25 protein-coding genes are annotated in these 24191 nt (G+C 63.3%); 22 read left to right on the forward strand and 3 right to left on the reverse strand.

What is annotated here, in order from left to right; genetic code table 11:
• Positions 1–9 precede the first annotated feature (9 nt).
• Genes P3R82_RS27055 through P3R82_RS27065 form a run of 3 tightly spaced genes read left to right on the forward strand, consistent with a single transcriptional unit; the run spans position 10 to position 1393 of the window.
• Entirely contained in the window at positions 10–303 is a 294-nt protein-coding gene (locus tag P3R82_RS27055) for a YciI-like protein (RefSeq protein WP_283196003.1), read from the forward strand.
• A gap of 4 nt (positions 304–307) precedes the next feature.
• Positions 308–739, forward strand: a complete 432-nt coding sequence (locus tag P3R82_RS27060) for an EVE domain-containing protein (RefSeq protein ID WP_183902356.1) — start codon at positions 308–310, stop codon at positions 737–739.
• 6 nt (positions 740–745) lie between these two features.
• Positions 746–1393 (forward strand): methyltransferase, encoded by a 648-nt coding sequence (locus P3R82_RS27065; RefSeq protein ID WP_283196004.1) that lies wholly within the window; start codon positions 746–748, stop codon positions 1391–1393.
• 14 nt (positions 1394–1407) lie between these two features.
• Here the strand turns inward: P3R82_RS27065 and P3R82_RS27070 are convergent, their stop codons facing one another.
• Positions 1408–2001: a hypothetical protein gene (locus P3R82_RS27070; RefSeq protein WP_283196005.1), complete on the reverse strand. Its 594-nt coding sequence runs from the start codon at positions 1999–2001 to the stop codon at positions 1408–1410.
• 315 nt (positions 2002–2316) lie between these two features.
• Between P3R82_RS27070 and sdhC the strand changes: the two genes are divergently transcribed.
• The 17 genes from sdhC (at position 2317) to lpdA (ending at position 19488) form a co-directional block, all read left to right on the forward strand.
• On the forward strand, positions 2317–2712 hold the full coding sequence (sdhC, locus tag P3R82_RS27075) for a succinate dehydrogenase, cytochrome b556 subunit (RefSeq protein WP_283196006.1): 396 nt from the start codon (positions 2317–2319) through the stop codon (positions 2710–2712).
• An 11-nt stretch (positions 2713–2723) separates the two neighbouring features.
• Positions 2724–3104 carry a succinate dehydrogenase, hydrophobic membrane anchor protein gene (gene sdhD, locus P3R82_RS27080; RefSeq protein ID WP_183902352.1) on the forward strand — a complete coding sequence of 127 codons (381 nt, stop codon included), beginning with the start codon at positions 2724–2726 and terminating at the stop codon, positions 3102–3104.
• An 8-nt stretch (positions 3105–3112) separates the two neighbouring features.
• Positions 3113–4969, forward strand: a complete 1857-nt coding sequence (gene sdhA, locus P3R82_RS27085; protein ID WP_283196007.1) for a succinate dehydrogenase flavoprotein subunit — start codon at positions 3113–3115, stop codon at positions 4967–4969.
• A gap of 49 nt (positions 4970–5018) precedes the next feature.
• Positions 5019–5258, forward strand: coding sequence for a hypothetical protein (locus P3R82_RS27090; protein ID WP_183902350.1), 240 nt, complete (start codon positions 5019–5021; stop codon positions 5256–5258).
• Complete coding sequence (locus P3R82_RS27095) at positions 5255–5713, forward strand: type II toxin-antitoxin system VapC family toxin (RefSeq protein ID WP_283196008.1); 459 nt, start codon at positions 5255–5257, stop codon at positions 5711–5713. The genes P3R82_RS27090 and P3R82_RS27095 overlap by 4 nt, the downstream gene beginning before the upstream one ends.
• Entirely contained in the window at positions 5706–6485 is a 780-nt protein-coding gene (locus P3R82_RS27100; protein ID WP_018902314.1) for a succinate dehydrogenase iron-sulfur subunit, read from the forward strand. The genes P3R82_RS27095 and P3R82_RS27100 overlap by 8 nt, the downstream gene beginning before the upstream one ends.
• A gap of 2 nt (positions 6486–6487) precedes the next feature.
• Positions 6488–7327, forward strand: coding sequence for a nucleotidyltransferase domain-containing protein (locus P3R82_RS27105; RefSeq protein WP_283196009.1), 840 nt, complete (start codon positions 6488–6490; stop codon positions 7325–7327).
• Positions 7328–7463: 136 nt separating this feature from the next.
• Positions 7464–7982 (forward strand): protease inhibitor Inh/omp19 family protein, encoded by a 519-nt coding sequence (locus P3R82_RS27110; RefSeq protein ID WP_183902348.1) that lies wholly within the window; start codon positions 7464–7466, stop codon positions 7980–7982.
• 48 nt (positions 7983–8030) lie between these two features.
• Positions 8031–9194 carry a cell division protein ZapE gene (zapE, locus tag P3R82_RS27115; RefSeq protein WP_183902347.1) on the forward strand — a complete coding sequence of 388 codons (1164 nt, stop codon included), beginning with the start codon at positions 8031–8033 and terminating at the stop codon, positions 9192–9194.
• A gap of 180 nt (positions 9195–9374) precedes the next feature.
• A complete protein-coding gene (gene mdh, locus P3R82_RS27120; protein ID WP_183902346.1) occupies positions 9375–10337 on the forward strand; it encodes a malate dehydrogenase in 963 nt (320 codons plus the stop codon).
• Between the two features lie 40 nt (positions 10338–10377).
• Positions 10378–11571, forward strand: a complete 1194-nt coding sequence (gene sucC / locus P3R82_RS27125; protein WP_283196010.1) for an ADP-forming succinate--CoA ligase subunit beta — start codon at positions 10378–10380, stop codon at positions 11569–11571.
• 17 nt (positions 11572–11588) lie between these two features.
• Positions 11589–12494: a succinate--CoA ligase subunit alpha gene (gene sucD, locus P3R82_RS27130; protein ID WP_283196011.1), complete on the forward strand. Its 906-nt coding sequence runs from the start codon at positions 11589–11591 to the stop codon at positions 12492–12494.
• Positions 12495–12650: 156 nt separating this feature from the next.
• Positions 12651–15635, forward strand: coding sequence for a 2-oxoglutarate dehydrogenase E1 component (locus tag P3R82_RS27135; protein ID WP_283196012.1), 2985 nt, complete (start codon positions 12651–12653; stop codon positions 15633–15635).
• Between the two features lie 115 nt (positions 15636–15750).
• Positions 15751–16998 carry a 2-oxoglutarate dehydrogenase complex dihydrolipoyllysine-residue succinyltransferase gene (odhB, locus tag P3R82_RS27140; RefSeq protein ID WP_283196013.1) on the forward strand — a complete coding sequence of 416 codons (1248 nt, stop codon included), beginning with the start codon at positions 15751–15753 and terminating at the stop codon, positions 16996–16998.
• 54 nt (positions 16999–17052) lie between these two features.
• Positions 17053–17223: a hypothetical protein gene (locus P3R82_RS27145; RefSeq protein WP_283196014.1), complete on the forward strand. Its 171-nt coding sequence runs from the start codon at positions 17053–17055 to the stop codon at positions 17221–17223.
• On the forward strand, positions 17220–17972 hold the full coding sequence (locus P3R82_RS27150) for an SDR family oxidoreductase (protein WP_283196015.1): 753 nt from the start codon (positions 17220–17222) through the stop codon (positions 17970–17972). The genes P3R82_RS27145 and P3R82_RS27150 overlap by 4 nt, the downstream gene beginning before the upstream one ends.
• A 109-nt stretch (positions 17973–18081) precedes the next feature.
• Positions 18082–19488 (forward strand): dihydrolipoyl dehydrogenase, encoded by a 1407-nt coding sequence (gene lpdA, locus P3R82_RS27155; protein ID WP_283196016.1) that lies wholly within the window; start codon positions 18082–18084, stop codon positions 19486–19488.
• A 287-nt stretch (positions 19489–19775) separates the two neighbouring features.
• On the opposite strand, the gene P3R82_RS27160 is transcribed toward lpdA, so the two are convergent.
• Together P3R82_RS27160 and P3R82_RS27165 are read right to left on the reverse strand one after the other, a co-directional pair.
• Positions 19776–20828, reverse strand: coding sequence for a TraB/GumN family protein (locus P3R82_RS27160; RefSeq protein WP_283196434.1), 1053 nt, complete (start codon positions 20826–20828; stop codon positions 19776–19778).
• A 143-nt stretch (positions 20829–20971) separates the two neighbouring features.
• The gene (locus P3R82_RS27165; RefSeq protein WP_283196017.1) at positions 20972–21907 is read right to left on the reverse strand and encodes a tyrosine recombinase XerC; all 936 of its coding nucleotides are present in this window, start codon (positions 21905–21907) and stop codon (positions 20972–20974) included.
• A 142-nt stretch (positions 21908–22049) separates the two neighbouring features.
• On the opposite strand from P3R82_RS27165, the gene P3R82_RS27170 reads away from it, so the two are divergent.
• Together P3R82_RS27170 and P3R82_RS27175 are read left to right on the forward strand one after the other, a co-directional pair.
• A complete protein-coding gene (locus P3R82_RS27170) occupies positions 22050–22997 on the forward strand; it encodes a 1-acyl-sn-glycerol-3-phosphate acyltransferase (RefSeq protein ID WP_283196018.1) in 948 nt (315 codons plus the stop codon).
• Positions 22998–23018: 21 nt separating this feature from the next.
• On the forward strand, positions 23019–24164 hold the full coding sequence (locus P3R82_RS27175) for an AAA family ATPase (RefSeq protein WP_283196019.1): 1146 nt from the start codon (positions 23019–23021) through the stop codon (positions 24162–24164).
• Positions 24165–24191: the final 27 nt, after the last annotated feature.

Below are 24191 nucleotides of genomic sequence, written 5' to 3' on the forward strand. Positions count from 1 at the left end.
GAGAACCGCATGCTTTTCGCCTTTGTCTGCAAGGATAAGCCTGGCCACCTGAATGTCCGCATGGAGACGCGGCCGACGCATCTGGAGCATCTCAACGCGCTCAACGACGCCGGCACGCTGAAGATGGCCGGTCCGTTTCTCGATGCCGAGGGCAAGCCCTGCGGCAGCCTCGTGATCGTCGAGGCCGAAAGCATCGAGGCGGCAACCGAAATCGCCAATGCCGATCCCTATGCTAGGGCTGGCCTGTTCGAAAGTGTCGAGGTGAAGCCCTTCAACTGGGTCTTCAACAAGCCGGAGGCGTAAGCAAGTGGCGCACTGGCTTTACAAATCCGAACCGTCCGCATGGTCCTGGGAGCAGCAGAAGGCTGCGGGTGACAAGGGCACGGAGTGGACCGGCGTTCGCAACTATCTGGCGCGCAACAACATGCGGGCGATGCAGATCGGCGACAAGGGTTTCTTCTACCACTCCAATGACGGGCTGGAGATCGTCGGCATCGTCGAGGTCTGCGCGCTGTCTCATCCCGATTCCACCGCCAAGGGCGACCCCAAGTGGGACTGCGTCGATATCCGCGCTGTCCGCGACATGCCGAAGCCGGTGACGCTGAAGGATGTGAAGGCGAGCGAGAAGCTGTCGAAGATGTCGCTGGTGACGTCGATGCGGCTTTCCGTGCAGCCGGTGACCGACGAGGAGTGGGCCGAGGTCTGCCGCATGGGCGGGCTCGACAACCCGCCGCGCTGATCTCCCGTGAAGACCGACCCCGCGCTCTTCATCCGCGACAATACCAGCCCGATGACGCCGCCGCATGTGCCGGAAATCCGGCTCAATCTGGCGAGCGAAGCGCATGAGCTGTGGCTGAAGACGGAAGAGGAGCTTGCCGAGATCGGCCTGCCGCCGCCGTTCTGGGCCTTCGCCTGGGCGGGCGGACAGGGGCTGGCGCGCTATGTGCTCGATCATCCCGATATGGTTGATGGCAAGCGCGTCGTCGATTTCGCCAGCGGCTCCGGGCTGGTGGCGATCGCGGCGCGGATGGCGGGCGCAAGCGAGGTGCTCGCCGCCGATATCGATCCGTGGACCAGAACGGCGGTGGCGCTCAATGCCGAGCTGAACGGGGTCGAGATCGCTTTCACGGGCGAGGATCTGATCGGCTCCGAGGTCGATGCCGATGTGCTGCTTGCGGGCGACGTGTTCTATGATCGCGACTTCGCCATGGCGCTGGTGCCGTGGTTCGAGCGGTTGGCCGCTGGTGGGATGACCGTGCTCGTCGGCGACCCAGGGCGGGCCTATCTGCCGAAGGATCGGCTGTCGGCCTGCGCGGTCTATCAGGTGCCGGTGACGCGGGCGCTCGAGGACAGCGAGATCAAGAAGACCACGGTCTGGCGCTTCACCCGTTGACCGGCGCTAGTCTATCAGGGGCGGATGACGCAGACGCCCTGTTCGTAGGAGCAGGGGTTCCTGGCATTGCGGATGTTGATCACCTTGGCCATCGGCGCCAGCCTGGTTGCCGGCTGGTATCCATAGCCCGAATAGCTGTAGCCGCCGACATAGGTGCCGCCATCCGCGCCGTAGGCGTAGGACGAGCCGGCATAGGTGCCCGATGGCGCACGCGCCTCGCCGCGCCGGTCGATGATGACGATGTTGTTGCGCGCGATGTTGGACGAGGCCGAGGAGAAGCGCTGGATGAAGCGGCCGCGGCCCGGCTTTGGACGGAAGCCATCGTAGCCGCCGGCTATCCGGCGCGGGCCGTTGCCCCAGCCGCCATAATCGCCGACGATGGAGGTGCCGCGATGGCGGATCACCAGCGAGCCGGATGCGAGGCCGTTTGCGATGTCGCGACGGCCGATGCCGCCGCCATGCCCGACGACGCCCTGTGCCATGCCGCGATCATAGCCCCGATTGTGCGGGCGCGGGGAGGGATTGCCGCCGAAATCGCCGGCCGTGGCGGGCAGCGCGATCAGCACCGCCGCGGCGAGCGAAACGAGTTTCGAGGGTGTGTTCAACATCGCGCCGGTCTCCGGAAACGGAATTCTTAACAAAGTGTTAACGCGAAAATGCGCCAAAAGCGCCGGCTTGTCCACAAAAGCTTGAAAACTCATCCGCAAAGGGTAGCGGCTCGGGCGCGCTTGCCTATGTCAACTGCGACGTCAAGACGCAAATCGATTAAATTCCCCGGGTGCGTCAATTATACTTGTCGTTAGGTGTTTCCGTGATTAAACGTCGCCAATGATGCAACGCACGCACAGCTTTGTGACCTTCGTGTGGTTGCTTGGATGCTTTCCGGATCCCGGGAGGCGCAGAAAGACCGCCGCGAGGTTCTGATGGCGAACGTGACAAACAATCGGCCCCTGTCGCCGCATTTGCAGATTTATAAACCGATCCCCACCATGGTCATGTCGATCGTCCACCGTATCACCGGTGGGGCGCTCTATGTCGGCACGCTGCTGGTCGCCTGGTGGCTGGTCGCGGCCGCAACCGGCCTCGGCGCCTACGACTGGGCCAACTGGGTACTCGGCAGCATTGTCGGCAAGCTCGTGCTGCTCGGCTATACCTGGGCGCTGATCCACCACATGCTCGGCGGCTTCCGCCACTTCATGTGGGACCTCGGCCACGGTTTCGGGAAGGAATTCTCCACCAGGCTCGCCATCGCCAACATCGTCGCCTCGCTCTGTCTGACCTTGCTGGTCTGGGTGATCGGCTTCATCATTCGCTTCTAAAGGTTGATCACATGGATATGCGTACCCCCTTGGGTAAGGTTCGCGGCCTCGGTTCGGCCAAGGACGGCACCGAGCATTTCTGGCGCCAGCGCCTGACGGCCGTCGCCAACGTGCCGCTCTTCCTCTTCTTCATCATCTTCATGATCGTCTATGCCGGCCAGCCCTATGCGGACGTGGTTCGCGCGCTGTCGAACCCGTTCGTCGCCGTCGTCATGGGCCTGATGGTCGTGTCGGGCGTCATCCACATGAAGCTCGGCATGCAGGTCATCATCGAAGACTACGTGCACCATGAAGTCACCAAGATCGCGCTCGTGATGCTCAACACCTTCTTTTCGATCCTGATGGCGGGGCTCTGTCTCTTCGCCATTCTGAAGATCGCCTTCGTAGGATAATTGATATCATGGCATCGAATTCATCCGCTCAGAATGGCCCCGCTCAGAACGGGAAGGCCTACAAGTACATCGATCACTCCTATGACGTGATCGTCGTCGGCGCCGGCGGCGCGGGCCTGCGCGCCACGCTCGGCATGGCCGAGCAGGGCTTCAAGACCGCCTGCATCACCAAGGTGTTCCCGACGCGCAGCCACACGGTGGCGGCGCAGGGCGGCATCGCGGCATCGCTGCGCAACATGACGCCCGACAGCTGGCAGTGGCACCTCTACGACACCGTCAAGGGCTCCGACTGGCTCGGCGACGTCGACGCCATGCAGTATCTGACCATGGAAGCGCCGAAGGCGGTCTATGAGCTCGAGCATTACGGCGTTCCCTTCTCGCGCAACGAGGAAGGCAAGATCTACCAGCGCCCGTTTGGCGGCCACATGCAGAATTACGGTGAAGGCCCGCCGGTGCAGCGCACCTGCGCCGTTGCCGACCGTACCGGCCACGCCATCCTGCACACGCTCTACGGCCAGTCGCTGCGCCACAACGCCGAATTCTTCATCGAGTATTTCGCGCTCGACCTGATCATGTCGGATGACGGCAGCCGCTGCACCGGCGTCGTCGCCTGGTGCCTCGACGACGGCACGATCCATCGCTTCGCCGCCAAGATGGTGGTGCTGGCGACCGGCGGCTACGGCCGCGCCTATTTCTCGGCCACCTCGGCGCATACCTGCACCGGCGACGGCGGCGGCATGGTTGCCCGCGCCGGCCTGCCGCTCCAGGACATGGAGTTCGTGCAGTTCCACCCGACCGGCATCTACGGCTCCGGCTGTCTGATCACCGAGGGTGCGCGCGGCGAAGGCGGCTACCTCGTCAATTCCGAGGGCGAGCGCTTCATGGAGCGCTATGCACCGTCGGCCAAGGACCTTGCCTCGCGCGACGTCGTTTCGCGCTGCATGACGCTGGAGATCCGCGAAGGTCGCGGCGTCGGCAAGAACAAAGACCACATCTTCCTGCATCTCGACCACCTCGATCCGGCCGTTCTGCACGAGCGCCTGCCGGGGATTTCCGAGAGCGCCAAGATCTTCGCCGGCGTCGACGTGACGCGCGAGCCGATCCCGGTTCTGCCGACCGTTCACTACAACATGGGCGGCATTCCGACGAACTACTGGGGCGAAGTGCTGAACGCCGACAGCTCCAACCCCGAGCGGATCATTCCGGGCCTGATGGCCGTCGGCGAAGCCGGCTGCGCCTCGGTGCACGGGGCAAACCGCCTCGGCTCCAACTCGCTGATCGACCTCGTGGTCTTCGGCCGCGCCGCCGCCATCCGCGCCGGTGAAGTCATCGACCGCGCGGCACCGGTGCCGCATCTCAACGTCGCCGCCTGCGACAAGATCATGGACCGCTTCGACGGCCTGCGTCACGCCTCAGGCTCTACGCCGACTGCCAATCTTCGCGAGAAGATGCAGCGCGCCATGCAGGAAGACGCCGCCGTGTTCCGTACGCAGGAATCGCTGGAATCGGGCTGCCAGCGCATCTCGGCCATCTGGCAGGAAATGCGCGACATCAAGGTCACCGACCGGTCGATGGTCTGGAATTCCGACCTCGTCGAGACGCTCGAGCTGCAGAACCTGATGGCCAACGCCATCACCACGATCTACGGCGCCGAGGCGCGCAAGGAGAGCCGTGGTTCGCACGCCCGCGAGGACTACACGGAAGGCGCATTCGCCGGCCGCGACGACGTCAACTGGCGCAAGCACACGCTGGCCTGGGTCAACGACGCCGGCGACGTCAAGCTCGACTACCGCCCCGTGCATACCGAGCTGATCGCTGAGGGTATCGACCCGCAGAAGATCGCGCCCAAGGCGCGTGTTTACTGATGGGGAATGTGAGAGAATAGGCAAAAGGATCGTTGCCGGAGGCACTGCCATGGGTGAAATGCAGATCAAGATCGCTGATGAAGCGCTGCTGACGCGTATTTCCGATCGGGCGCGGCTGAACAACCGCTCCGTCGAGGAAGAGGTGGAGGCGCTGCTTCAGGCAGCGGTGCCGGCTCGTCCCAGACGCGAGGATCTGCCGGCGATTGCTGCCAGAATTCGCGCCATGACGCCGAAAGGCGTCAGGCAGACGTCCGCGGTGGAGATGTTGCGAGAGGACAGGGATCGTTGATCTACGTTGTCGATGCATCGGCCGCGATCGCATGGTTCGTGCCCGAGCCGGAGCATGTCGACGCCGATTTTCTGCTTGGCAATTCGATGCGGAGAGTTGCTCCGGATCTCATTTTCGCGGAAGTCGCCAATGTCCTGCAGCGGAAGGTGCGGCTTGGTCAGATCACCGCGCAGCAGGCAGTCGATGGATTGACGACGCTGGACGAGAGCATCGACGAGATCCTGCCCTCGAAGGCGCTTTGCCGGCAAGCTTTCGACCTTTCACGGAAGCTTGATCACTCTGTTTATGACTGCATGTATCTCGCGGCAACGCTCTCGACGGACGACAGCTATCTCGTGACGTCCGACATGAAATTTCTAACCAAGGCACATGCTGCCGGCGAGGGTGACCGGATACGGACTCTCGAAACGGCGCACGCGCTGTTCGCCTCTGCACAGGAAAACAAACATGGTTGAACTCGCACTTCCCAAGAACTCCCAGATACGCGAAGGCAAGGTGTGGCCGAAGCCGGCCGGCGCCACCAATACACGCGAATTCCGCGTCTATCGCTGGAGCCCTGACGATGGCCAGAACCCGTCGATCGACACGTTCTACATCGACGTCGACGATTGCGGCCCGATGGTGCTCGACGGTCTGCTCTACATCAAGAACAAGATCGACCCGACGCTGACGCTGCGCCGTTCCTGTCGCGAGGGCATCTGCGGTTCCTGCGCGATGAACATCGACGGCACCAATACGCTGGCCTGCACCAAGGGTCTCGACGACATCAAGGGCTCGGTGAAGATCTATCCGCTGCCGCACATGCCTGTCGTCAAGGACCTGGTGCCCGATCTCACCAACTTCTACGCCCAGCACCGCTCGATCGAGCCCTGGCTGAAGACGGTGTCGCCGGCGCCGGCGACCGAGTGGAAGCAGAGCCACGAAGATCGCCAGAAGCTCGACGGTCTGTACGAGTGCATTCTCTGCGCCTGCTGCTCGACCTCCTGTCCGAGCTACTGGTGGAACGGCGACCGGTATCTCGGTCCGGCCGTACTGCTGCAGGCCTATCGCTGGCTGATCGACAGCCGCGACGAAGCCAAGGGTGAGCGCCTCGACAATCTCGAGGATCCGTTCCGCCTCTATCGCTGCCACACGATCATGAACTGCGCGCAGACCTGCCCGAAGGGCCTGAACCCGGCCAAGGCGATCGCCGAAATCAAGAAGATGATGGTCGAGCGCCGGGTATAGTCTTGGCTGAAACACAAAAATCCTCTGTGACGGGGCGGGGAACCGAGGATTTCGATCCGCAGGCGGTTGCCGAGATCCGATCCCGTCTGCAGTCGGTTCACCGTGACGGTATCCGTATCGGTTTCGCGATCGAAAGCGGCAGCAGGGCATGGGGGTTCCCTTCGCCAGATAGCGATTATGATTGTCGTTTCGTCTATGTCAGGCCGCTCAACGACCACCTCAGGCTGCGCGCGGCCCGCGATGTAATCGAGTTTCCGATCGTGGGCGATATCGACACTGGAGGGTGGGATCTGAAAAAGGCGCTGTTGCTCGCGCTCAAGGGCAATGCGGTGCTCGTCGAGTGGCTGAAATCGCCGATCGTTTACGAGGAGGAGGCTGGCTTCCGCGATCGGCTGGGTACGCTTCTGGATGAAATCATGGTGCCCGGCAAGGTTGCCCAGCATTATGTTGGCCTCTTCCGGCAACAGTGGACGCTGCAAGAGGGTGCGCCGATACGGCTCAAGAAGCTGCTCTATGCGCTTCGTCCGGCTATTGCCTTGGAATGGATGCGTCAGCGCTCGTTCGTTGCCTTGCCTCCGATGAACATGATGGAATGCCTCGAGACGACCGAAATCGACTCCACCTTGAGACATGCGATTATCGAGTTGGTGGAAGTAAAGAAGCAGACACGGGAAATGGGGGAAGGGAAGCCGCCAGTTCAAATCGACCGGTTTCTTGGCGATATCGCGGAACGTTATCGCGATCTGTCGTTGCCCAGTCAGCGGGACAATGATGAAGAAACAGCAGCTCATCACCTTGCTGACAAATTCTATCTTCAGGAAGTTCTCAGCCGTAAAGGTTGAATTGCGCTGTCGCAGGCCTAGCTCCGTCAGGCAATTCACGGCCATTACGGCTTGATTAACCAAAGTGAAACACGTTCATTCGAAAATAAGCTAATTACTATTTTTAGCGACAAAGCGGACATTCGGGAGCATTCAGATGCAGTTGCGATATGCGATGACAGGTATGGCGGTTGTTCTGTCACTCGCCGGTTGCCAGCGTACGGCCTATAACGACACGAACTACAATGCGGCACCGGCGCCCTTGACGGCACAGCCCGTGCCTCAGGTGCAGGGTGGCCAGCTGCCTCCTCCCGGTGGTTCCTCGCAGTTTCCGGCCGCTCCCGCTTCTACGGCGCCGATGGGCGGCGTGCAGGGCGGGGCGATGGCGCCGAACGGCGGCGGCCTCGACGTCACCAAGGAATCGCTGGTGGGAAGCTGGCGGGTCAACGGCTCCTGCGACATGTTCCTAACGCTCACCAACCTCGGCAGCGGTTCGCGCGGCGGCACGCGCGGCTGCGTGGGCGAACTCACGGCGATGGGCTCCTGGGAAGTGTCGGGCAAGCAGGTCCTGCTCAAGGACCGCAACGGCAACCAGATCGGCAGCGTCTACAAGACCGCCGACAACGCCTTCAGCGGCCAGACCAACAGCGGCCAGCCGATCGCGCTCAGCCGATAAGCGAGCCGGCGGCTCGCTCCGCCTATCTTCTCCAGGCGGATTTTTTCAATGCAACCGATGCCAGACTACAGCTTGAGCGTCAGCGAACAATTGAAGTCGCTGACGGCTTCGGGCTCGCTTCAACTCGACCCCGCGCAGATGCACGTGGCCAAATGCCTGGATCGGGTGCTGTCGGAGCTCAAGCAGAAGCGTCCGGCTTCGAAGTCGAGCGCGCTCGGCTGGCTGTTCGCGGCCAAGAAGAAGCCCTCCGACAAGGTCAAGGGGCTCTATATCCACGGCAGCGTCGGTCGCGGCAAGACGATGCTGATGGACATGTTCTTCGAGATGGCGCCCTCTTCGAAGAAAAGGCGGGCGCATTTCCATGAATTCATGGCCGATGTGCACAACCGCATCGCCGCCCACCGGCTGCGGCTGAAGAACGGCGAGACCAAGCAGGCCGATCCGATCCCGGTCGTGGGCGCGGCGCTCTATGATGAAGCCGAGCTTCTGTGCTTCGACGAATTCACCGTGACCGATATCGCCGATGCGATGATCCTGTCGCGGCTGTTTTCCGACCTGTTCGGTCGCGGCTGCGTGCTGGTCGCCACCTCCAACGTCGAGCCCGTCAATCTCTATCGCGACGGTCTCAACCGTGGTCTGTTCCTGCCGTTCATCGATCTCCTCGACAAGCACGTCGAGACCGTGACGCTGGATTCTCCGACGGATTACCGGATGGAGAAGATCGACAGCCTGCCCGTCTATATCACGCCCCTCGACCGTCATGCCGACATGGCCATGGACGCCGCCTGGAACCAGGCGCTGCACGGGCGCAAGGCGCATCCGATCGAGCTCCCGATGAAGGGGCGCTCGATCCATGTGCCGCTCGCCGTCGACCGGCTGGCGCGCTTCAGTTTCGCCGATCTCTGCGACAAGCCTCTGGGTGCGGCCGACTTCCTTGCCATCTCCGAACGCTTTGATGCCATATTTGTCGATCACGTTCCCTTGCTCGGACCCGAGAAACGGAACCAGACGAAGCGCTTCATCATTCTGGTCGATACGCTCTACGACCATGCGGTGAGGCTCTATATCTCAGCGGCGGCGATGCCTGAGAACTTGCTGACACAGGCGCGTGGTACCGAAGGTTTCGAGTTCGATCGAACGGCGTCGCGGCTGTTCGAGATGCGGAGCGCGGAATATCTGGCCCTGCATCACGAGAAGCGCGCTGCCGAATAGCAGTTTGATGACAAAAATTATTACGTTTACGTAAGAATTTTGCCTTCTAAACGATTGAAATTCCTTCACCAAAAATAATAGGTTGCCATTTTTGGCCCCAGGGTCTATGCGATTGCGGCAATTGGGCGCTGCCCCTTCATGCGTCGCCCGACGAATTTTGGTCGCAAAGGAAACACCGAAATGGCGCGTAACAAAATCGCTCTCATTGGTTCTGGCATGATTGGTGGCACGCTGGCGCATCTCGCCGGGCTCAAGGAGCTGGGTGACATCGTTCTCTTCGATATCGCCGACGGCATCCCGCAGGGTAAGGGCCTCGACATCGCGCAGTCCTCGCCGGTTGAAGGCTTCGACGCCAACATGACCGGTGCCAGCGACTATTCCGCGATCGAAGGCGCCGATGTCTGCATCGTTACCGCCGGCGTCGCCCGCAAGCCGGGCATGAGCCGCGACGACCTGCTCGGCATCAACCTCAAGGTCATGGAACAGGTCGGCGCCGGCATCAAGAAGTATGCCCCGAACGCCTTCGTGATCTGCATCACCAACCCGCTCGACGCCATGGTCTGGGCGCTGCAGAAGTTCTCCGGCCTTCCGGCCAACAAGGTCGTCGGCATGGCCGGCGTTCTGGACAGCTCGCGCTTCCGCCTGTTCCTCTCCAAGGAATTCAACGTTTCCGTACAGGACGTCACGGCGTTCGTTCTCGGCGGCCACGGCGACACGATGGTGCCGCTCGCACGTTACTCCACCGTTGCCGGCATCCCGCTCACCGACCTCGTCACCATGGGCTGGGTCACCAAGGAGCGCCTCGAGGAAATCATCCAGCGCACCCGTGATGGCGGCGCCGAAATCGTCGGTCTCCTGAAGACCGGCTCGGCCTACTACGCACCGGCCGCCTCGGCGATCGAAATGGCCGAATCCTACCTCAAGGACAAGAAGCGCGTCCTGCCTTGCGCGGCGCAGCTCTCCGGCCAGTACGGCGTCAAGGACATGTATGTCGGCGTTCCCACCGTCATCGGTGCAGGCGGCGTCGAGCGCATCATCGAGATCGACCTGAACAAGGCCGAAAAAGAAGCCTTCGACAAGTCCGTCGGCGCTGTCGCCGGCCTGTGCGAAGCCTGCATCAACATCGCGCCGTCGCTGAAGTAAGCCGACCGGCCGCTGACGCAATCCAGACAGGAATACACCCATGAACATTCATGAATATCAGGCCAAGGCTCTCTTGAAGGGCTACGGTGCGCCGGTCGCCAAGGGCGTGCCGATCCTCAAGGTCGAGGAAGCCGAAGCGGCCGCCAAGTCGCTGCCGGGCCCGCTGTACGTGGTCAAGAGCCAGATCCACGCCGGCGGCCGCGGCAAGGGCAAGTTCAAGGAACTCGGCCCCGACGCCAAGGGCGGCGTTCGCCTCGCCAAGTCGATCGACGAAGTCGTCGCTCACGCCAAGGAAATGCTCGGCAACACGCTGGTGACGGCGCAGACGGGCGATGCCGGCAAGCAGGTCAACCGCCTCTACATCGAAGACGGCGCCGATATCGACCGCGAACTCTATTGCTCGCTGCTGGTCGACCGTTCGGTCGGTCAGGTTGCCTTCGTGGTTTCGACCGAAGGCGGCATGGACATCGAGGCTGTCGCCCACGACACGCCCGAGAAGATCCACACGATCGCCATCGACCCGCAAGCCGGCGTGACCGGTGACGACGTCGCCAAGATCGTCAAGGCTCTCGAGCTCTCGGGTGCCGCCGCGGAAGACGCCAAGTCGCTGTTCCCGGCGCTCTACAAAGCGTTCGGCGAAAAGGACATGGCGCTTCTCGAAGTCAACCCGCTGATCGTCATGAAGGACGGCCATCTGCGCGTTCTCGACGCCAAGATGTCCTTCGACGGCAACGCCCTGTTCCGTCACGACGACGTCAAGGCGCTGCGCGACGAGACCGAGGAAGACGCCAAGGAAATCGAAGCCTCCAAGTGGGACCTCGCCTATGTCGCCCTCGACGGCAACATCGGCTGCATGGTCAACGGCGCCGGTCTCGCCATGGCGACGATGGACATCATCAAGCTCTACGGCAAGGAGCCGGCTAACTTCTGCGACGTCGGCGGTGGCGCCGGCAAGGAGAAGGTCGCGGCCGCCTTCAAGATCATCACCGCCGACCCGAAGGTCGAGGGCATCCTCGTCAACATCTTCGGCGGCATCATGCGCTGCGACGTCATCGCCGAAGGCGTTGTCGCTGCCGTGCAGGAAGTTGGCCTGAAGGTTCCGCTCGTTGTTCGCCTCGAAGGCACCAATGTCGAGCTCGGCAAGAAGATCCTCAACGAGTCCGGTCTGGCGATCACCGCCGCCGACGATCTCGATGACGCGGCGAAGAAGATCGTCGCGGCGATCAAAGCCTAATCTGAGGAACCTGATACATGTCTATTCTCGTCAATAAAGACACCAAGATCCTCGTTCAGGGCCTGACCGGCAAGACCGGCACGTTCCACACCGAACAGGCGCTTGGCTATTACGGCACCAAGATGGTCGGCGGTATCCACCCGAAAAAGGGTGGCGAAACCTGGTCGTCGGGCGTCGATGGCACGGCGCTGCCGATCTTCGCTTCGGTTGCCGAAGCCAAGGAACGCACCGGCGCCGATGCGACCGTGATCTACGTTCCGCCGGCAGGTGCCGCGGATGCGATCATCGAAGCGATCGAAGCCGAAGTGCCGTTCATCACCTGCATCACCGAGGGTATCCCGGTCATGGACATGGTGCGCGTCAAGGCCAAGCTCGACAAGTCGAAGTCGCGCCTTCTCGGCCCGAACTGCCCGGGCGTTCTGACGCCGGAAGAATGCAAGATCGGCATCATGCCGGGCTCGATCTTCCGCAAGGGTTCGGTCGGTATCGTTTCGCGCTCCGGCACGCTGACCTACGAAGCCGTGTTCCAGACGTCGAACGAAGGCCTCGGCCAGACGACGGCTGTCGGCATCGGCGGCGACCCGGTCAAGGGCACCGAATTCATCGACATGCTGGAAATGTTCCTTGCGGACGACGCCACCCAGTCGATCATCATGATCGGCGAAATCGGTGGTTCGGCTGAAGAAGAAGCAGCCCAGTTCCTGATCGACGAAGCCAAGAAGGGCCGCAAGAAGCCGATGGCCGGCTTCATCGCGGGCCGTACGGCACCGAAGGGCCGCACCATGGGCCACGCCGGCGCTGTCGTTTCCGGCGGCAAGGGCGATGCGGAATCCAAGATCGCCGCCATGGAAGCAGCCGGCATCAAGGTTTCGCCTTCGCCGGCACGCCTCGGCAAGACGCTGGTTGAAGTCCTCAAGGGCTGATCCGACATATATGCCCGGGCAGGGGGAAACTCCTGCCCGGTTTCGACCACGAGACGAGCCGCGGACAGGCGGCTGGACACAAGATGCGGCAGCCGGTCGATGGGACCGGCAAAATCACAAGAGTCGGGAGGCGGGCGGAAGCGTCCGCGTAACACCATGGCACGGCAAGAAGCCAACGAGCAGTTTCAGATCACCTCGTTCCTGGATGGCGCCAACGCTGCTTACATCGAGCAGCTCTATGCGCGCTACGAAGACGATCCGGCATCGGTCAACGAGGAATGGCGCGCCTTCTTCAAGGCGCTGGAAGACAATCCCGATGATGTGAAGCGGGCCGCCAAGGGCGCATCCTGGCGCAAGAAGAACTGGCCGCTGCAGGCGAGCGGAGACCTCGTCTCGGCGCTCGACGGCGACTGGGGCGTGATCGAGAAGGTCGTCGAGACCAAGGTCAAGGCCAAGGCCGAAGCAGCGGGCAAGCCGACCGAAGGCGCCGACATCCTGCAGGCGACGCGCGACAGCGTGCGCGCCATCATGATGATCCGCGCCTACCGGATGCGCGGCCACCTGCACGCCAAGCTCGACCCGCTCGGCATCGCCGCTCCCGTCGAGGACTACAAGGAACTGTCGCCGGAAAACTACGGTTTCTCCGAAGCCGACTACGACCGCAAGATCTTCATCGACAACGTGCTCGGCCTGGAATACGCCACCGTTCGCGAGATGATCGAGATCCTCGAGCGCACCTACTGCTCGACGATCGGCGTCGAGTTCATGCACATTTCGAACCCCGAGGAAAAGGCCTGGATCCAGGAACGGATCGAAGGTCCGGACAAGGGCGTCGCCTTCACCGCCGAAGGCAAGAAGGCGATCCTGTCGAAGATCATCGAAGCCGAAGGCTACGAGCAGTTCCTCGACGTCAAGTTCAAGGGCACCAAGCGTTTCGGCCTCGACGGTGGTGAATCGCTGATCCCGGCGCTCGAGCAGATCCTGAAGCGCGGCGGCCATCTCGGCCTCAAGGAAGCCGTGTTCGGCATGGCCCATCGCGGCCGCCTGAACGTGCTCTCCCAGGTCATGGGCAAGCCGCACCGCGCCATCTTCCACGAGTTCAAGGGCGGCTCCTACGCGCCTGATGAAGTCGAAGGTTCCGGCGACGTCAAGTACCACCTCGGCGCCTCCTCGGACCGCGAGTTCGACGGCAACAAGGTTCATGTGTCGCTGACGGCCAACCCGTCGCACCTTGAAATCGTCGACCCCGTGGTCATGGGCAAGGCCCGCGCCAAGCAGGACATGAGCGCCACCGCCTGGGACGGCGACATCATTCCCTTGTCGGAGCGCGCCAAGGTTCTGCCACTGCTCATCCACGGCGACGCCGCTTTCGCCGGCCAGGGCGTGATTGCCGAAATCCTCGGCCTTTCCGGTCTGCGCGGTCACCGCGTCGCCGGCACGATGCACGTCATCATCAACAACCAGATCGGCTTCACCACCAACCCGGCCTTCTCGCGTTCGTCGCCCTATCCGTCGGACGTCGCCAAGATGATCGAGGCGCCGATCCTGCACGTCAACGGTGACGATCCGGAAGCCGTCGTCTACGGCGCCAAGGTTGCCATGGAATTTCGCATGAAGTTCCACAAGCCTGTCGTCCTCGACATGTTCTGCTACCGCCGCTACGGCCACAACGAAGGCGACGAGCCGTCCTTCACGCAGCCGAAGATGTACAAGGTCATCCGCGCCCACAAGAGCGTTCTGCAGCTCTACAGCGAGCGTCTCGTTTCCGAGGGCGTGCTGAGCGAGGGCGAAGTCGAGAAGATGAAGGCCGACTGGCGCGCCCATCTCGAGCAGGAGTTCGAGGCCGGCCAGAGCTACAAGCCGAACAAGGCCGACTGGCTTGACGGCGAGTGGTCGGGCCTGCGCACGGCAGACAATGCCGACGAGCAGCGTCGCGGCAAGACCGCCGTGCCGATGAAGCAGCTGAAGGAAATCGGCCGCAAGCTGTCCGAGATCCCGGAAGGCTTCCATGCGCACCGCACGATCCAGCGCTTCATGGAAAACCGTTCGAACATGATCACGACCGGCGAGGGCATCGACTGGGCGACGGCGGAAGCGCTGGCGTTCGGCGGTCTCGTCACCGAAGGTCACAAGATCCGTCTCTCCGGCCAGGATTGCGAACGCGGCACCTTCTCGCAGCGTCACTCGGTTCTCTACGATCAGGAAACGGAAGAGCGCTATATTCCGCTCGCCAACCTGTCGGCGACCCAGGCGCGCTACGAAGTGATCAACTCGATGCTGTCGGAAGAAGCCGTTCTCGGCTTCGAATACGGCTACTCGCTGGCCCGCCCGAACGCGCTGACGCTCTGGGAAGCCCAGTTCGGCGACTTCGCCAACGGTGCGCAGGTCGTGTTCGACCAGTTCATTTCGTCGGGCGAACGCAAGTGGCTGCGCATGTCCGGCCTCGTCTGCCTGCTGCCGCACGGCTATGAAGGTCAGGGTCCGGAGCACTCGTCGGCCCGCCTCGAGCGCTTCCTGCAGCTTTGCGCTGAAGACAACATGCAGGTCGCCAACGTCACGACGCCGGCGAACTACTTCCACATCCTGCGCCGCCAGGTGAAGCGCGACTTCCGCAAGCCGCTGATCCTGATGACGCCGAAGTCGCTGCTGCGCCACAAGCGCGCCGTATCGGGCCTGGCCGAAATGGCCGGCGAGACCTCGTTCCACCGTCTGCTCTGGGACGATGCCGAGGTCATCAAGGACGGCCCGATCAAGCTGCAGAAGGACGCCAAGATCCGCCGCGTCGTGCTCTGCACCGGCAAGGTCTACTACGACCTTTTGGAAGAGCGCGAAAAGCGCGGGATCGACGATGTCTACCTGCTGCGCGTCGAACAGCTCTATCCGTTCCCGGCCAAGGCGCTCATCAACGAGCTCTCCCGCTTCCGCAACGCGGAAATGGTCTGGTGCCAGGAAGAGCCGAAGAACATGGGCGCATGGTCGTTCATCGACCCGTATCTGGAATGGGTGCTTGCCCATATCGATGCGAAGTACCAGCGCGTTCGCTACACCGGACGTCCGGCCGCGGCATCGCCCGCAACCGGCCTGATGTCCAAGCATCTGGCACAGCTCGCCGCGTTCCTCGAGGACGCGCTCGGCGGCTGACGAGAATGAGATCGGGGAGGGAGCGCCAGCGCTTCCTCTCCGCATTAATTCATATCGGCCGTCTGCGCCGCGACGCCGTCCCATATCACAAAGATCAAAATTCAGGATTTGAACAATGGCCACAGAAATCCGCGTTCCAACTCTCGGTGAATCCGTCAGCGAGGCAACCGTCGGCACCTGGTTCAAGAAGGTCGGCGATGTCATCAAGGCCGACGAGCCGCTGGTGGAGCTTGAAACCGACAAGGTGACCATCGAAGTTCCGGCCCCGGCTGCCGGCGTGCTTTCCGAAATCGTCGCGCAGGCCGGCGAAACCGTCGGTCTCGACGCACTGCTCGGCCAGATCTCCGCCGGCGCAGGTGCCGCTGCTGCACCGGCTGCCGCCGCCGCTCCCGCCAAGGCCGCCGAGCCGGCTCCCGCCGCTGCCGCACCGGTTGCCGCCGCCTCCGCATCGGCTGCCGCATCCTCGATGCCGCCGGCACCGGCTGCTTCGAAGATGCTCGCTGAAAACAACCTTTCGGCCGATCAGGTCGATGGCTCCGGCAAGCGCGGCCAGGTTCTGAAGGGCGACGTGATCGCCGCCGTCGCCAAGGGCATCGCGGCTCCTGCCGCTGCCGCTCCGGCGGCCCCTGCCGCCGCACGCGGCCCGTCGACGGTCGAGGATGCCGGCCGCGAAGAGCGCGTGAAGATGACGCGCCTGCGCCAGACGATCGCCAAGCGCCTGAAGGACGCCCAGAACACCGCCGCCATGCTCACCACCTACAACGAGGTGGACATGAGCGCCGTGATGGCGCTGCGCGCCAAGTACAAGGACGTGTTCGAAAAGAAGCACGGCGTGAAGCTCGGCTTCATGGGCTTCTTCACCAAGGCCGTCACCCACGCGCTGAAGGAACTGCCCGCCGTCAACGCCGAAATCGACGGCACCGACATCATCTACAAGAACTACTGCCACGTCGGCATGGCCGTCGGCACCGACAAGGGCCTGGTCGTTCCGATCATCCGCGATGCCGACCAGATGTCGATCGCCGAGATCGAAAAGGACCTCGGCCGTCTCGCCAAGTCGGCTCGTGACGGTTCGCTGTCGATGGCCGACATGCAGGGCGGCACCTTCACCATCACCAATGGCGGCGTCTACGGTTCGCTGATGTCCTCGCCGATCCTGAACGCGCCGCAGTCGGGCATTCTCGGCATGCACAAGATCCAGGATCGTCCCGTCGTCGTCGGCGGCCAGATCGTCATCCGCCCGATGATGTATCTCGCGCTCTCCTACGACCACCGCATCGTCGACGGCAAGGAAGCGGTTACCTTCCTCGTGCGCGTCAAGGAAAGCCTGGAAGATCCGGAGCGCCTCGTTCTCGATCTCTAAGAAACCGACAGGGCCGCGCGAGCGGCCCTTTTCGCCTCAGCACCGGAACACCTGATGTCGCTGAATCCCGCCTTCCGTCCGTCGAATATCGCGCCCGCTCCCGGCCATCCGGCAGCGCGGGCGGATGCGTTCGGATCGGCCTTCCGCGCCGTGTCGGTCCGGGGCAAGGGTAAGGCGTCGGTTGCGCCCTCCGCCGTTCTCGACTTCAAGGAATGTGCGTCATGAGCGACCAACCCGTGCTTCTCGTGACCGGCGGCAGCCGCGGCATCGGCGCCGCGATCAGCCTGCTTGCGGCCGCTCGCGGCTGGCGCGTCGCCGTGAACTATGCCGCCAACAATGAGGCGGCCGACGATATCGTGGCCAGGATCAAGGCCGGCGGCGGTGACGCTGTCGCGATCAAGGGCGATGTCGGCAAGGCCGGCGACGTCACCGCGATGTTCGAAGCCGTCGACCGGCATTTCGGCCGGCTGGACGGGCTCGCCAACAATGCCGGCATCGTCGATGCGCCCGCGCGCGTCGACGAGATGTCGGTCGCGCGCATCGAGCGGATGATGCGCATCAACATCACCGGCTCGATTCTCTGCGCGGCCGAGGCCGTGCGTCGCATGTCGACCAGGCATGGCGGCAAGGGCGGCGCGATCGTCAATATCTCGTCGATGGCGGCGATCCTCGGCTCGCCCTCGCAATATGTAGACTACGCCGCCTCCAAGGCCGCGATCGACACCTTCACCATCGGCCTCGCCCGCGAAGTGGCGACCGAGGGCGTGCGCGTCAACGCCGTGCGGCCAGGCGTCATCGACACCGAGATCCACGCCTCCGGCGGCCTGCCCGACCGGGCGCGCCAGATGGCGCCAAGCATTCCGATGCAGCGCGCCGGCACGGCCGACGAGATCGCCGACGCGGTGCTCTACCTCTTGTCCAAGGACGCATCCTATGTGACCGGCGCGATCCTCAACGTGAGTGGCGGCCGATGATCGGGTTCACGAGTTCAACCGCATTCCCGGCGCCGCGTGGTCGGCCTCGGCTTCCGTCTCGCGCTCCTCGGCGCGGCGGACGAAACAAATAACGAAAGGGAAAACAACAATGTCCTATGATGTGATCGTTATCGGAACCGGCCCTGGCGGCTATGTCGGCGCCATCAAGGCGGCCCAGCTCGGCCTCAAGGTCGCCGTCGTCGAAAAGCGCGCGAGCTTCGGCGGCACCTGCCTCAATGTCGGCTGCATTCCCTCCAAGGCGCTGCTGCACGCGTCTGAAATGTTCCATCAGGCCGGCCACGGCATGGACGCGCTCGGCATCGAGGTCGCGGCGCCGAAGCTGAACCTCGACAAGATGATGGCGCACAAGGACCTCACGGTGAAGTCGAACGTCGAAGGCGTCGCCTTCCTGTTCAAGAAGAACAAGATCGACAGCTTCATCGGCACCGGCAAGATCGTCTCCGCAGGTAAGGTCTCGGTTACGGCCGAGGACGGCAAGGTCCAGGAGATCGAAGGCAAGAACATCGTCATCGCCACCGGTTCCGACGTCGCCGGCATCCCCGGCGTCAAGGTCGATATCGACGAGAAGGTGATCGTTTCCTCGACCGGCGCGATCGCGCTCGACAAGGTGCCCGAGACGATGATCGTCGTCGGCGGTGGCGTCATCGGCCTCGAGCTCGGCTCGGTCTGGTCGCGCCTCGGCGCCAAGGTCACCGTCATCGAATATCTCGACAAGATCCTCGGCGCGATGGACGGCGACGTCTCCAAGCAGTTCCAGCGGATGCTCGCCAAGCAGGGCATGGAGATCAATCTCAGCTCCAAGGTGACGGGCGTCGAAAAGGGCGGCAAGGGCGCGAAGGTGACCTTCGAGCCGGTCGCGGGCGGCGCCGCGCAGACGGTCGAGGCCGATGTCGTGCTGATCTCCACCGGCCGCATTCCCTACACGGCCGGCCTCGGTCTCGAGGAAGCGGGTGTTGCGCTCGACAATCGCGGCCGCGTCGAGATCGACGGCCAGTTCCGCACCAATGTTGCCGGCATCTACGCGATCGGTGACGTGGTGAAGGGCCCGATGCTGGCCCACAAGGCCGAGGACGAAGGCGTGGCACTCGCCGAAATCCTCGCCGGCCAGCATGGCCATGTGAACTACGACGTCATTCCGAGCGTCGTCTACACGCAGCCCGAAGTCGCCTCCGTCGGCAAGACCGAGGAAGAGCTGAAGGCGGCTGGCGTCGCCTACAAGGTCGGCAAGTTCCCGTTCACGGCCAACGGCCGCGCGCGCGCGATGCTGACGACGGACGGTTTCGTGAAGATCCTGTCTGACAAGACCACCGACCGGGTTCTCGGCGGGCATATCGTCGGCTTCGGCGCCGGCGAAATGATCCACGAGATCGCCGTGCTGATGGAATTCGGCGGCTCGGCCGAAGACCTCGGCCGCACCTGCCACGCGCACCCGACCATGTCGGAAGGCGTGAAGGAAGCGGCGCTGGCGGCGTTTTTCAAGCCGATCCATATGTAAGGCTTTGACATAAACTTCGAAGAGGCCGCGGTTCGAGAGGACTGCGGCCTTTTTCGTTTGGCTAACCCTCGCGCGGTTTGCTCGTTGTCGTAAGACCCTCCCCAACCCCCTCCCCACAAGGGGGAGGGGCTTCCGGGCGGCAATCGCTCGGCAGAACTTTGCTCTCTCAACTGATGCAAGGGTAAAAGCGACGCTCGGCATCGCCACAAGCTAGCCCCTCCCCCTTGTGGGGAGGGGGTTGGGGAGGGGACTTTAACGGCAAGCGAAGAGCTTGGTCCGCAGCCTTCTCAATTCACCGCTGTCACCGTAAAGCCCTGCTTGCGCAGAAGTTCGATCACGCCGGCTTCGCCGGGAAGGTGCAGGGCGCCGACGGTCATGAAGGCGTTGCCGTTGGCAAGGATCGGGGCGCCGCGTTCGGCCATGATCTTGTTGCGGTCGAGGATGATGCGCTGCTCGAAGGCGGCGTAGTCGTTGGTGTCGTCCTTGCTGTCGGGGCTCACGGTCTTCAGCATCGGCATGGTCATGCCGATGTCGCCGGAGAGATAGAGGTCGGTCATCGTCTGCACGACGTCGTTCATCTTTTCGCCCAGCTCCAGCGTCTGGATCAGCGACTTCATGTGAAATTCGGTCGGCAGGTCGGCCATGGCCTGCAGCTGCTCGGCCAATGTTTCCAGACCCTTGACCTGCTTGCCCTTGGCCAGCGCGTCTGTGGCGATCTTCTGGTCCAGGAACTGTACGCCCTTGGCCTTTCGCTCCATCTCGCAGGCGGGAAGTGCGACCGCGCTGGCGATCATCCAGGGGCGCATTCGCGATACGGCGGCGAGCGGAATTCCGCGCTGCTTCAAGCCCTCCTCGAGCCGGGCATAGTCCTCGGGCGACAACAGTTTTTCGACCGTGGTGCCGTCGGTGAACATCATCAGGTCCGGCTTCGTCATCAGCGCCGCGGAGGCCTTCTTCTCGTCGAGAATTTCGTCGGATTCGATGATGATGGTGTCGGCGGCATCGTGAGCGGCCTGGGTGCGCGGCGGCAGCTGCAGGACGCGCGGATCGGTCACATGCATGCTGCCGAGCAACCACGAGGGCTTCATGCCGGGCTTCTCGATCTTCCAGAAGATGCCCTTGCCGTTCGGCACCGCATCGCCTTCCCTGACGACCTGCTCGTAGCGCGCCGGATCGCTGATCTTGAGATCGTCGAGTACATTGCGGCCGGTGCAGGCGCCCGCATCGGCGGCCGATGCCGGCGAGACCGAGACGAGGGTGGCGATCAGAAGTGCCGCCAGCAGGACGTGAATGGCGGCGATCAGCCAGAGCGCGACGTTGCCCGATGATGCCGGCCGCATCGATGATCGATCCGGGGATACCAGGCGGGGATTGCGGTGGCCGAGCGAAATCGTCATGATGGTGTTCCGGTCACAAGGAGTAATGCACGAGCTTTACGCGCTCGGCTGATGATATTCCTTTAAGAGAAGACGTTAACAAAGGATTACGCCCGGGGGTGGGCGCGGTCGTAAACGTCGAGAAGCCGCGATGCATCCACACCCGTATAGACCTGGGTGGTCGACAGGCTGGCGTGGCCGAGCAGTTCCTGGATGGTTCTGAGATCGCCGCCGCCGGCCAGGAGATGGGTGGCGAAGGAGTGGCGCAACGCGTGCGGCGTCGCCGTCTCCGGCAGACCGAAGGCGCCGCGCATCTTTTGCATGGTGCGCTGGACGATCGCCTGTTGCAGCTTGCCGCCGCGGGCGCCGCGGAAAAGCGGCTGGTCGGCGGTGAGATGATAGGGGCAAAGCGCCCGGTATCTGTCGACCGCCTCGAAGACGATTGGAAGCAGTGGCACCAGGCGGGTCTTGTTGCCCTTGCCGGTGACGCGCAGGGTCGTGGCGCCTGATGCGATGTCGCCGGGCAGGAGATCGAGCGCTTCGGAGATGCGCAGGCCGCAGCCGTAGAGCAGCGTCATCACGGCGGCGTCGCGGGCGGCGATCCAGGGCTCCTCGTGCAGCTGCGCCTCGTTGCTGACGACGGTGACGGCCTGGCTGTCGGAGAGCGGCTTGGGGAGCGATTTCGGCTGCTTCGGCGAGCGGATGGCGCCGGCGCCGGCGGCGTTCACCAGGCCCTTCTTTTCCAGATGGCGCAGCAGCGAACGCAGGCCGGCGAGATTGCGGCCGAGCGAGCGGGCGCCGGTGCCGTCGCGGCGGCGGGCGGCGAGGAAGGCGCGGAAATCGGCGGGCCGCAGCGCCTCGATGTCCTTGAGCGTCGTCGGGCCGGCGAGATGGCCGGTCATGAAGGTCAGGAACTGGCGGGTGTCGCGCTCGTAAGCGTCGAGCGTGTGCTGCGAAAGACGTCGTTCGCCGGCTAGGCTTTGCAGCCAGGCGCCACGTTCCGCCATCAGCCGCGCATCGGCCATGATCAGGAGTTCATTCACGTTTCCGCCTCTTGAATTTGCCCGTCGGGCCGCCAATTTTGCCTGAGGGACGGTTATGGAATCGCTAACATCGGCCAAGTGCCTGTCATGCTTCGATCATAATAATCGCGATAACTGGTTTCCCAACGAGGCAGGATCTTGCATGGCACGGCGCCACCCCACGACGGCATTCGGACAGTTCGCAGAAACGATCGCGCTCGTTTCCCAAGGTAGGCCAGGACACATCGTCGACACGCTGATCGCCGAACGCGGGCAACGCATCGTTGGCCACCCGCTGTGGCCGGTCATGCGGCCGTTTCTCTACACGCTGCTGCGCTACAACAAGGCGATGACCTTCGCCAACGACATCGCCAACATGCCTGGATTCCAGTGCTTCGAGTATATGAGTGATCTCCTCAATCTCGATATCGGCGTGACCAATGCCGAGCGGATTCCCGAAAAGGGCGGCTTCATTCTCGTCAGCAACCATCCGACCGGGATCGCCGACGGCGTCGCGGTGTTCGACCTGTTGAAGTCGCGGCGGCCTGATATGATGGTGTTCGCCAACCGCGATGCGGTGCGCGTCAATCCGCGCTTTGCCGAGATGATCATTCCGGTCGAATGGCGCGACGAGCACAAGAGCAAGCTGAAGGCGCGCGAGACGCTACAGCTGACCAACCACGCGGTGCGCGAGGGCAAGGCGACGGTGCTTTTTCCCTCCGGGAGGATCGCCTACTGGGCGAACGGCCGGCTCAACGAGCGGCCGTGGAAGACGTCCGCCGTGGGACTGGCGCGCAAGTACAATCTGCCGATCCTGCCCGTCCACATGACGGCGCGCAATTCCGGGCTGTTCTACTGGTTCGCCAAGTGGTCGACGGAGCTGCGCGACATGACGGTGTTCCACGAACTCCTCAACAAGCGCGGCGACCGCTTCGATTTCATCATCGGCGACATGATCCCGGTCGAGCATCTTGATGGCGATATCAACGACGTCACAAGGGCGCTGGAGACGCATACCGTCGAGGCGCTGAAGCTGGATGGCGACGCGCGGTTCCAGCCGCTCGTCGAGCCAAGCCTGCCCGAGATGGCCGATGCCCATTCATTTCGCTGAGCGGATGGGGTAAAGCGGGGCATGCAACTCCGCTCCATGTTCGCCCAGAATTACCGGTCGCTGCGCTCGATCCGCATGGATCTGTCGGAGACCTCGCTGTTTCTCGGCGAGAACGGCGTGGGCAAATCCAATCTCTATCGCGCGCTGCAGCTGGTGCAGGCGGCGGTGACCGGGCGTCTGGTGCGCGAGCTCGCGGCCGAGGGCGGCATGTTCTCGGTCTTGTGGTCGGGCACGCGCAAGCAGAGCGACGGGCCGGCGCGGGTGCGGCTCGAGGTCGAGCTTCTGGACGAGGAGCGGGCCGTGACTTTCCGCTACCGGGTCGAGGTCGGCCTGCGTCCGCCCGAGGCCGCGGCCGGCTTTCCGCTGGAGCCGCAGGTGAAGGCCGAGGAGCTGGTCGTCGATCACGGGCGGCCGGTCACGATGATGAAGCGGGCGGGGCCCGCCATCCACGTGCGCGATGGCTCGGGCCGCATGCAGGATTATCCGGACCAGGCGCTGACATCAGAGACGGCGATGGCGCTGCTTGGCGATGCCGGGCATTTTCCCGAGATTGCCGCCTTTCGCCGGGTGGTGGCCAACTGGCGCTTCTTCCATGGTTTCCGCACCGATCGCGCCTCGCCGCTGCGCCAGCCCTGCCTTGCCGTGACCGGGCCGATGCTGGACGAGGACGGCGCCAATCTGGCGGCGGTGTTCGCGACGCTGAGGCACACCAGGCAGGATACCGTCGATCTCGACCGCGTCGTCGCCTCGGCCTTCGGCGGCGCGCGGCTCGTGGTGCCGGAGCCGGAGGAGACGGCGTCGTTCGGGCTCGCCTTTCCCGATTTTCCGCATCGGGTGTTCCAGCCGCGCGAATTGTCGGACGGGCAGATCCGCTTTCTCGGGCTGGCCGCGGCGCTGCTGTCCTACCGGCTGCCGCCGCTGATCGCGCTCAACGAGCCGGAAGCGAGCCTGCATCCCGATATGCTGGAGCCGCTGGCGGACATGATCGCGACGGCTTCGAAGAGCAGCCAGGTGTGGGTCGTCACCCACTCGGCGCTGCTGGCGGAAGCCGTGCGCGAGCGCTGCGGGGTCAGGCCGCGCAAGGTGATCCGCGAGAACGGCGCCACCTGGATCGAGGGCATGCGGCTGACCGGCACCATTGCCGGCGAGGACGATGATGACGATTGATAGCGCGATGTCGCGGGTTTCATTTTT

Source organism: Rhizobium sp. AN80A (assembly GCF_030053015.1).
Classification (GTDB): Bacteria; Pseudomonadota; Alphaproteobacteria; order Rhizobiales; family Rhizobiaceae; genus Rhizobium; species Rhizobium metallidurans.

Bases quoted from the DNA above. Each gene is read 5' to 3' on its own strand.
- sdhA (WP_283196007.1), top strand. From the start codon at position 3,113: ATGGCATCGAATTCATCCGCTCAGAATGGCCCCGCTCAGAACGGGAAG.
- P3R82_RS27090 (WP_183902350.1), top strand. From the start codon at position 5,019: ATGGGTGAAATGCAGATCAAGATCGCTGATGAAGCGCTGCTGACGCGT.
- sdhD (WP_183902352.1), top strand. From the start codon at position 2,724: ATGGATATGCGTACCCCCTTGGGTAAGGTTCGCGGCCTCGGTTCGGCC.
- zapE (WP_183902347.1), top strand. From the start codon at position 8,031: ATGCAACCGATGCCAGACTACAGCTTGAGCGTCAGCGAACAATTGAAG.
- P3R82_RS27110 (WP_183902348.1), top strand. From the start codon at position 7,464: ATGCAGTTGCGATATGCGATGACAGGTATGGCGGTTGTTCTGTCACTC.
- sucC (WP_283196010.1), top strand. From the start codon at position 10,378: ATGAACATTCATGAATATCAGGCCAAGGCTCTCTTGAAGGGCTACGGT.
- P3R82_RS27055 (WP_283196003.1), top strand. From the start codon at position 10: ATGCTTTTCGCCTTTGTCTGCAAGGATAAGCCTGGCCACCTGAATGTC.
- P3R82_RS27175 (WP_283196019.1), top strand. From the start codon at position 23,019: ATGCAACTCCGCTCCATGTTCGCCCAGAATTACCGGTCGCTGCGCTCG.
- sucD (WP_283196011.1), top strand. From the start codon at position 11,589: ATGTCTATTCTCGTCAATAAAGACACCAAGATCCTCGTTCAGGGCCTG.
- P3R82_RS27070 (WP_283196005.1), bottom strand. From the start codon at position 2,001: ATGTTGAACACACCCTCGAAACTCGTTTCGCTCGCCGCGGCGGTGCTG.
- P3R82_RS27160 (WP_283196434.1), bottom strand. From the start codon at position 20,828: ATGCGGCCGGCATCATCGGGCAACGTCGCGCTCTGGCTGATCGCCGCC.
- P3R82_RS27150 (WP_283196015.1), top strand. From the start codon at position 17,220: ATGAGCGACCAACCCGTGCTTCTCGTGACCGGCGGCAGCCGCGGCATC.
- P3R82_RS27100 (WP_018902314.1), top strand. From the start codon at position 5,706: ATGGTTGAACTCGCACTTCCCAAGAACTCCCAGATACGCGAAGGCAAG.
- mdh (WP_183902346.1), top strand. From the start codon at position 9,375: ATGGCGCGTAACAAAATCGCTCTCATTGGTTCTGGCATGATTGGTGGC.
- sdhC (WP_283196006.1), top strand. From the start codon at position 2,317: ATGGCGAACGTGACAAACAATCGGCCCCTGTCGCCGCATTTGCAGATT.
- P3R82_RS27170 (WP_283196018.1), top strand. From the start codon at position 22,050: ATGGCACGGCGCCACCCCACGACGGCATTCGGACAGTTCGCAGAAACG.
- lpdA (WP_283196016.1), top strand. From the start codon at position 18,082: ATGTCCTATGATGTGATCGTTATCGGAACCGGCCCTGGCGGCTATGTC.
- P3R82_RS27145 (WP_283196014.1), top strand. From the start codon at position 17,053: ATGTCGCTGAATCCCGCCTTCCGTCCGTCGAATATCGCGCCCGCTCCC.
- odhB (WP_283196013.1), top strand. From the start codon at position 15,751: ATGGCCACAGAAATCCGCGTTCCAACTCTCGGTGAATCCGTCAGCGAG.
- P3R82_RS27135 (WP_283196012.1), top strand. From the start codon at position 12,651: ATGGCACGGCAAGAAGCCAACGAGCAGTTTCAGATCACCTCGTTCCTG.